Origin of the sequence: Roseibium sp. TrichSKD4 (assembly GCF_000148725.1) — a bacterium.
GTDB lineage: Bacteria > Pseudomonadota > Alphaproteobacteria > Rhizobiales > Stappiaceae > Roseibium.
On the sequence record NZ_GL476304.1, the window covers coordinates 204047 to 212060 of the forward strand.

The following is an 8014-nucleotide window of genomic DNA, read 5'->3' on the forward strand; positions in this document are numbered from 1 at the left end:
TGCCAAGCGACGGGTTATTCATTCGGTGAGGGTGATCAAACACCGCTGACAGGAATACCCGTCCGCTCCACCTTGCGCGGAGCGGTCAGTTCCTTCCAGGTCGACAGCGCCTTGTTGACGGCTTGGAATGGTTCGCGTTGACAAATTTGCCGTGGCCCTGTTGCGGCACGACCTTGCCATCATCCACAGCAACCCGACCGCGCGACAAGGTGTAACGTGGCAGGCCTTTGACATGCTTACCTTCAAAGACGTTGTAGTCGATGGCCGATTCCTGCGAGGCGGCGGAGATGGTTTTCTCCTTGTTCGGATCCCAGACAACAAGGTCCGCATCCGCGCCAACAAGCACCGCACCCTTTTTTGGATAAACGTTCAGGATCTTGGCAATGTTGGTGGAGGTGACTGCCACAAACTCATTCGGGGTCAATCGTCCCGTGTTCACGCCATAGGTCCACAGCATCGGCATGCGATCTTCCAGTCCTCCGGTGCCGTTCGGGATTTTGGTGAAGTCGCTAACGCCCGTGCGCTTTTGGTCCGTGGTGAAGGCACAATGGTCTGTCGCGACGACTTGCAAGGAGCCAGAGGCAAGACCAGCCCAGAGGCTATCTTGATGTTTCTTGTCCCGGAACGGCGGAGACATGACACGTCGTGCCGCGTGATCCCAGTCGGCGTGCTTGTATTCGCTGTCATCAAGCGTCAGGTGCTGGATGAGGGGCTCACCGTAAACACGAATGCCGTTTTGCCGCGCCCTGCGAATGGCTTCGTGCGCCTGCTCTGAAGATGTGTGCACTACATAAAGCGGAACGCCTGCCATGTCGGCAATCATAATGGCGCGATTGGTGGCTTCACCTTCCACTTCCGGAGGGCGGGAATAAGCGTGGGCCTCTGGCCCGTTATTGCCTTCAGACAGGAGCTTTTGCTGGAGCGTTGCAACCACATCGCCGTTTTCCGCATGAACTAGGGGGAGGGAGCCCAGTTCCGCGCAGCGCTGGAAGGAGGCGAACATCTCGTCGTCATTCACCATCAAAGCGCCCTTATAGGCCATGAAGTGCTTGAAGGTGTTGATGCCGCGTTCACGAACCACTGTCTCCATTTCGTTGAAGACCTGTTCTCCCCACCAGGTGATCGCCATGTGGAATGAGTAGTCGCAGTGGGCCATGGTCGATTTGTTGTCCCACATTTGCAGCGCTTCCAGTAGGGACTGATCCGGCGACGGCAGGGCAAAGTCGACAACCATGGTGGTTCCACCGGCGAGCGCTGCCCGCGTGCCGCTGTCAAAGTTGTCGGAGGAATAGGTGCCCATGAAGGGCATTTCGAGGTGGGTGTGCGGATCTATCCCGCCCGGCATGATATAGCACCCGGACGCATCCAGCGTTGCATCACCGGAAAGGTTCGGCCCAATCTCGATGATCGCGCCGTTTTCAATCTTCACATCCGCGTCGTAGCTGAGATCAGCAGTAACAACCGTCCCGCTTTTGATCACTGTGCTCGCCATTTTATCTCCTCCCACTCAAATTTCTTCAGCTTGGCTCCCGGCTCAAGACTGAGTTGGCAACATGCAAGCACGTGCCAACCACAAGTCTCGGTGCCGTCCCGGACCTGATCCGGGACCTGTTTCTCAAAACGGGATTTGATCGCTAATGTCTCGCCAATCCGGGTTCACATCTGCGATCAAATCTTCCTTCCAACTCCTACGCCATCGCTTAAACCGTTTCTCGCGATGAACTGCATCAATGACTTCATCAAAAACTTCGAAATAAACCAAAGTCTTGATGTTGTATTTGTGAGTATGGCTTCCACTTGTGCCTGCACGATGTTGCTCTAGTCTTTTACGCAAATCACGCGCTGAGCCGATGTAGATTACTCCGTGTGGTTTATTGGCCAAAATATACACGAAGAACGCCATATTCCCTTCTGGTAGAGAGGTCCCGGCTCAAGGCCGGGACGGCATTGTGGTCACCCGTTAGGTTCACTCCACAATCTCCGCAGTCTCAATCACCGCGTGGAACAATACGTCGGCACCGGCCTTCGCCCAATCCTTGGAGATCTCTTCCGCTTCATTGTGAGAGAGGCCGTCAACACAGGGGCACATGACCATCGCCGTTGGGGCGACGCGGTTGATCCAGCAGGCATCATGACCCGCACCGGAAATGATGTCGCGGTGGGAATAGCCCAAGCGTTCGGCCGCATTGCGGATCGCCGACACACAATTCTTGTCAAACTCAACCGGATCGAAACCGCCGACCTTTTCGAACTCCACGGTCAAGCCCATCTCGTCGCAGATCTTCTTGCCTCCGACCTTAAGCCGATCTTCCATGTCCTTGATGACCGCCAGATCAGGGGAACGGAAATCGATGGTGAAAACGGTCTTGCCGGGGATCACGTTTCTGGAATTCGGGTAAACATCGATATGCCCCGCCGCGCCAACGGCGTGCGGCGCGTGGGACCAGGCGATCTCGTCCACCAGTTCCAGAATGCGCGCCATTCCGAGACCCGCGTTCTTGCGCATGGGCATTGGGGTGGACCCGGTGTGGCTGTCCTTACCGGTGATGGTCACTTGCGTCCAGGAAAGCCCCTGACCGTGTGTAACAACGCCGATATCCTTGTTTTCGGCCTCCAGGATTGGGCCTTGCTCGATATGCAACTCGAAGAAGGCGTGCATCTTGTCCTTGCGGGCACCAACTTCTTCATCGCCAACCCAGCCGATGCGCTTCAATTCATCACCAAACTTAAGGCCTTCGGCATCTTCCTTGGCGTAGGCCCAATCTTGCTCGTGAACGCCCGCAAAGACGCCAGAGGCCAGCATAGCAGGGGCAAAGCGGGTGCCTTCCTCGTTGGTCCAGTTGGTCACGACGATCGGATGTTTGGTCTTGATACCAAGGTCGTTCATGCTGCGTACGACTTCCAGTCCGCCAAGAACGCCGAGAACGCCGTCGTATTTGCCGCCGGTTGGCTGAGTATCGAGGTGAGAGCCGACATAGACGGGGAGGGCATCCGGGTCGGTGCCTGGCCGGGTCATGAACATGTTGCCCATAGTGTCGACGCCCATGGCCATGCCTGCATCTTCGCACCATTTCTGGAAGAGTTTGCGCCCCTCGGAATCTTCGTCCGTTAGAGTCTGACGATTGTTACCTCCAGCGACCCCCGGCCCGATTTTGGCCATCTCCATGAGGCTGTCCCAAAGTCGGTCAGCATTGATGCGAAGATTCTCTCCCGGAGCGGCCATGATATTCTCCCAAAACCAAAATTTATGATCGGACGGCGAAACCGCCGTCCTTTGATTGCGTCTCCCTTTGCTCCCGAAGGAGCACGCAGGTCAGTCGATTGCGTTCAGAACCGTTCGAAGCTTGTCGAACAACTCATCGATCTGTTCCTTGGAGATGATCAACGGCGGTGACAAGGCAATGATGTCGCCGGTAGTCCGTATCAAGATGCCGTCGTCATAGGCCTTTAGGAAAGCCGAAAACGCCCGTTTTGTGGGTTCGCCAACAATCCCTTCCAGCTCAACTGCACCAATTAAACCAAGGTTCCGGATGTCGATGACATGCGGGCAATCTTTCAGCGAATGCAGGCCGTCTTCCCAGTATTGGGCAAGGTCAGCAGCGCGCGTCAGAAGGCCTTCTTCATCATAGGTGTCGAGCGTTGCAAGTGCTGCTGCGCAGGCGATCGGATGGGCTGAATACGTATAGCCGTGGAACAGCTCGATCATGTGGTCCGGGCCGGTCATAAAGGCCTCGTAGATCGATTTGGTGCAGAACACGGCTCCCATGGGCACCACACCGCTCGTCAGACCTTTTGCAGTGGTGATGATATCCGGCATGACATCAAAGAAATCTGTCGCAAAGGGTGATCCGAGACGCCCAAAGCCGGTGATGACTTCATCAAAAATAAGCAGAATGCCGTGTTGATCGCAGATGGCCCGAAGCCGTTCCAGATAGTTCTTGGGTGGAATAAGAACTCCTGTAGAACCGGCAACAGGTTCAACAATGACCGCTGCAATGGTCGAAGGGTCATGAAGCTGAATGATCCGGATGAGATCTTCCGCATATTCAGCGCCGCTTTCCGGCATCCCGCGGGAAAAGGCATTTCGCTCCGGATCATGTGTGTGGCGCATATGATCCACGCCGGTCAGCAGGGTGCCGAAGTTTTTACGGTTGTTGACGATGCCGCCAACGGAAATGCCCCCAAACCCAACACCGTGGTAGCCACGTTCCCGGCCAATCAAACGGGTTCGGGTTCCGTGACCAATCGTGCGTTGATACGCGAGCGCAATCTTCAGTGCTGTATCGACACTTTCCGAGCCTGAGTTGGTAAAAAAGACATGATCCATAGGCGAGGGGAGCAACGCAGCCAAGCGGGCTGCCAGCTCAAATGCTTTGGGATGTCCCATTTGGAAGGCGGGTGCATAGTCCAGTTCTGCGACTTGCTTTTGTACCGCTTCCACAATGCGCGGACGACTATGACCGGCATTGCAGCACCAAAGCCCAGCTGTACCATCAAGAACATGCCGACCGTCTGACGTCGTGTAGTGCATGTCTTTTGCACCAACGAACATGCGCGGCGACTGTTTGAATTGACGGTTTGCCGTAAATGGCATCCAGAAAGCGTCTAGATTATTCGTGGTTGATGCCGAAATCGACATGCGTCCTCCCTCGCGGCCATCTCACCATAAGCCGCGTTATCCCGTTGTTATCGCGGTGAAAGGCTGAATGCTTGCCACTTTTCGGCAGACTCACCTCACACAGCTTGTTCCCACTGTCGCATCACTGAGCGGGTTTTGTGAAACCCTTTTGGTGATACTCGCTCTCTGGAGTGCGCCGGACATTTAATCCAGCGCTTGGCCTTGTTGGCTCTTTATATAGGTCTGTCTCAAACGTCCTTGAAACTTTCTAACATTTGAAAACTGACCATTTGGTCAAATCGAGGTTAGGAAGACTCGAATGAGTGGTCAAGGCGGAAATTACCAAGGGGAGGATGGAACGCCCTCGTGAGAGCGATTTCAGAACTACGTAGGCGTCTTACGTAACCACCACATATATCCTATTATTAATTGCGCGTTAACCATAACGGAACGGGTTCAAAGGCGTTTGGGGGATAAAATGACACTTGCACTTCTTTCTGGAATTCTAGGCCATCACAAGAGCAAGGCGTCCCTTGGACACGCCAGCCTTTTTAAACAACATCTCACGCAGGCAAAACATATTGAAAAGCCTCAGGTTGAGACCGCAAAGACGGAAAAGACCCAAGTGGCTGCACATGGCCACACACAACCAGCAGCAAAAATAACCTGCGGAACAAAGGTTCACGGATCTCAGCATGCGCACGGCGGAACTCATACGAAAAAGCCAAAAACCGACCACAAGAGCGAACATAAAGCCGAACACAAGACTGAAAACAAACACGAAGGCGGAAAGCACGATTTTCTGGGCGGTTTGTTCGGCGGACTTTTAAAGGCAAAGCTGGGTCTAATCAGTGGCTTATTGGGCGCAAAGGGTGGCCTACTTGGAGGTCTGGTCTCCAAAAAGCTCTGGTAGGACCGGGAAGGGTGCCAATTGAGGCAATTAAACCGCTCCCAACATGGAACAAGATGCCACTGAACACGTTTCAGTGGCTTTTTCTTTATCCGTTTTTTACTGGATTTGGCGGATGCATACGCTTGCCGTAGCGCCATTTTCCAAGTTACCAATAAGCAGCAAAGGGATAATAATAAGAAAGGGTCCTGCGTGGCAGCGCAAACCGACACCTCCAGCATGAGTCGTATTCAGGAGAAAAACAGAGGGCGTATTTTGGACGCCGCTCTTAAAGAGTTTTCTCGTCTAGGGCATGCTGGGGCAACCATCGAGCGCATTTCCAAATCTGCCGGAATGTCGAAGTCTAATCTCCTCTATTACTTTTCTTCCAAGGACGCGATTTACGAGGCGGTCATTGAAGAAATCCTCGATGGGTGGCTGGACCCGCTAAAAACCCTCGACAGGGACGGGGATCCCGCAGAAGAGTTAGACAACTACATCCACCAAAAACTGCTGATGTCCGCCAAATCACCGGAAGCATCCCGGCTCTTTGCAAATGAAGTGATGCAAGGGGCACCACAGATCAAAACCGTGTTGGAAACAGACCTAAAACAACTGGTTGATGACAAGGCTTCCGTTATTCAACACTGGATAGATACGGACAAAATAAGGCCTGTTGAACCGGTCCACCTGCTTTTCATGATCTGGTCCACCACACAGCACTACGCAGATTTTTCGCCTCAAATTAGAGCGTTAACGGGCAAGGGTCTCGCCGAGCCAGAATTGTTCAATGACGCGTGGAAAACAATTTCGGGAGTAATATTGGCCGGCCTTGGTTTGACGCCGCCCAAGCGTTAAAACCACAAGATGTGTAGTGACAAAGATAACGATCATATGACCGGGAAAATTCCCGTCACAAACAAGCTCTTTATTTTGGAAGACGACCTTCGCGAGGACTTTATCCGGGCCTCGGGCCCAGGTGGCCAAAACGTCAACAAGGTATCAACTGCCGTTCAGCTGCGTTTTTCTCTGGAAGCAAACGAAACTTTGCCGGGCGATGTCAAATCACGGGCAGCGCGTCTGGCAGGCAGCAAGCTTACACTTTCCGGCGAGATTATCATTCAGGCTGATCGTTTTCGCACCAGAGAACGCAATCGGGAGGATGCACTCGGGCGTCTGATTGAGCTGTTAAAGAAAGCAACTAAAAAACCCAAACCCCGGAAAGCGACCCGGCCAACATTGGCTTCCAAGAAGCGACGTCTTGAAACAAAAAAGAAACGTGGCTCTATCAAAAAACTACGTGGCAAATCAGCGAATTTTGATTGATCGGATGCAGACTGATTGTCGTTTCATTCTTGCGTGTCACAAAGCAATCCCAAACCACGTATCGGCTATGCAATTCCATCTTTAAGGGGTGTTTGACCATAGCCCAATCAATCAAGCCATTACGCCATACATAAATCGTATAATATATATTATGGAATATTATTTGATTATTCAAAACACGAGAATGCTGCTGGATAGCAGCCGAGCAAATTCATGGTCCGTGTGCGTCCACCTCACAAAATCGTGGCTAACGACACCGCATTCGCATTCGAAACATGATGATGGTTGCCCTATGTTGAAGGTTGTCCAGTATTTAACGGAGGCACTCAAATGCGTATCCTGGCATCTCTTGTGGCATTCGGTTTAGTAGCTAGCTCTTTAACTCTTGAAGCGCGCGCGGAACCGCATCGATACGAACTGGACCCTGAGCATACGACCGTCGCATTCACGGTGAAGCATATTGGCTTTGCAGACACGCTTGGGCTGTTCACCAACGTGCAAGGCGAATTTGTCTATGACATGGAAACACAGGAGCTTTCTGATCTTAACGTCACCGTAGAGACGCCAAGTGTTGGAACGTTCAACGCCGCGCGTGACAACCATGTGCGAAACAAGGACTTTTTAGACGCAGAGAAACATCCGGTCATGATTTTTACCGCTGATACCGGGACACCAACCAGCGAAACAGAAGGAACGGTTTCCGGGATGCTGCAGTTGAGAGGAAATTCTGTCCCGCTGACATTGGATGTTACGCTAAACCGTGCTGCCGAATATCCATTTGGCCACAAGCGGTTTGTCCTGGGTATCAGTGCGCGCGGAACACTTAAAAGAAGCGACTTTGGAATGACTTACGCCGTAGACAATGGTCTTGTCGGTGATGACGTGAACATCATTATCGAAACCGAAGCTATGCGAATGAAATGACGCTTTTGTCCGTGATCAATCCACTTCATTATCAGCGTCGCCATCGATTGTTTTGACTGCGATAGATACAGAAAATCCAGCCCTGCAGAGCGCGGCAACATCCTTGTCGCGGCGGTCAGTCCTTTTCGTTGGGTCTGAGCGCCATGCTCCTAATCGGCGGCGCTGAGCATACCGCCGAGCCGCTGAAACCTCGTCCGTATCGTCACTTTGCAGGGCGTTTTCGGCAACGGCCTCTGAAACGCCTTTTGCTCTTAAAA

Annotated in this window: 7 protein-coding genes and 2 pseudogenes; 4 read left to right on the forward strand and 5 right to left on the reverse strand. The window is 52.7% G+C overall.

Translation table 11 applies throughout. The features are described from left to right. Positions 1 to 35: 35 nt before the first annotated feature. The 4 genes and pseudogenes from hydA to TRICHSKD4_RS03865 form a co-directional block, all read right to left on the reverse strand. Positions 36 to 1492, reverse strand: a pseudogene (hydA, locus tag TRICHSKD4_RS03850) (dihydropyrimidinase). Between the two features lie 123 nt (positions 1493 to 1615). Further along, on the reverse strand, positions 1616 to 1903 hold the full coding sequence (locus TRICHSKD4_RS03855; protein WP_040616141.1) for a GIY-YIG nuclease family protein: 288 nt from the start codon (positions 1901 to 1903) through the stop codon (positions 1616 to 1618). A gap of 63 nt (positions 1904 to 1966) precedes the next feature. Further along, positions 1967 to 3223 (reverse strand): Zn-dependent hydrolase, encoded by a 1257-nt coding sequence (locus TRICHSKD4_RS03860; RefSeq protein WP_009466104.1) that lies wholly within the window; start codon positions 3221 to 3223, stop codon positions 1967 to 1969. Between the two features lie 90 nt (positions 3224 to 3313). Further along, on the reverse strand, positions 3314 to 4639 hold the full coding sequence (locus TRICHSKD4_RS03865; protein WP_009466105.1) for an aspartate aminotransferase family protein: 1326 nt from the start codon (positions 4637 to 4639) through the stop codon (positions 3314 to 3316). Between the two features lie 457 nt (positions 4640 to 5096). On the opposite strand from TRICHSKD4_RS03865, the gene TRICHSKD4_RS03870 reads away from it, so the two are divergent. The 4 genes from TRICHSKD4_RS03870 to TRICHSKD4_RS03885 all read left to right on the forward strand — a co-directional run bounded on the left by TRICHSKD4_RS03870 (position 5097) and on the right by TRICHSKD4_RS03885 (position 7757). Continuing rightward, positions 5097 to 5531, forward strand: a complete 435-nt coding sequence (locus TRICHSKD4_RS03870) for a hypothetical protein (protein ID WP_009466107.1) — start codon at positions 5097 to 5099, stop codon at positions 5529 to 5531. A gap of 189 nt (positions 5532 to 5720) precedes the next feature. Next, positions 5721 to 6365, forward strand: coding sequence for a TetR family transcriptional regulator C-terminal domain-containing protein (locus TRICHSKD4_RS03875; RefSeq protein ID WP_009466109.1), 645 nt, complete (start codon positions 5721 to 5723; stop codon positions 6363 to 6365). Between the two features lie 36 nt (positions 6366 to 6401). Next, positions 6402 to 6833 (forward strand): alternative ribosome rescue aminoacyl-tRNA hydrolase ArfB, encoded by a 432-nt coding sequence (gene arfB / locus TRICHSKD4_RS03880; RefSeq protein ID WP_009466110.1) that lies wholly within the window; start codon positions 6402 to 6404, stop codon positions 6831 to 6833. A gap of 330 nt (positions 6834 to 7163) precedes the next feature. Beyond that, on the forward strand, positions 7164 to 7757 hold the full coding sequence (locus TRICHSKD4_RS03885; RefSeq protein WP_009466111.1) for a YceI family protein: 594 nt from the start codon (positions 7164 to 7166) through the stop codon (positions 7755 to 7757). A 15-nt stretch (positions 7758 to 7772) separates the two neighbouring features. On the opposite strand, the pseudogene TRICHSKD4_RS03890 reads toward TRICHSKD4_RS03885, so the two are convergent. After that, positions 7773 to 8014 (reverse strand): annotated as a pseudogene (locus tag TRICHSKD4_RS03890) (regulatory protein RecX); the annotation flags it as partial.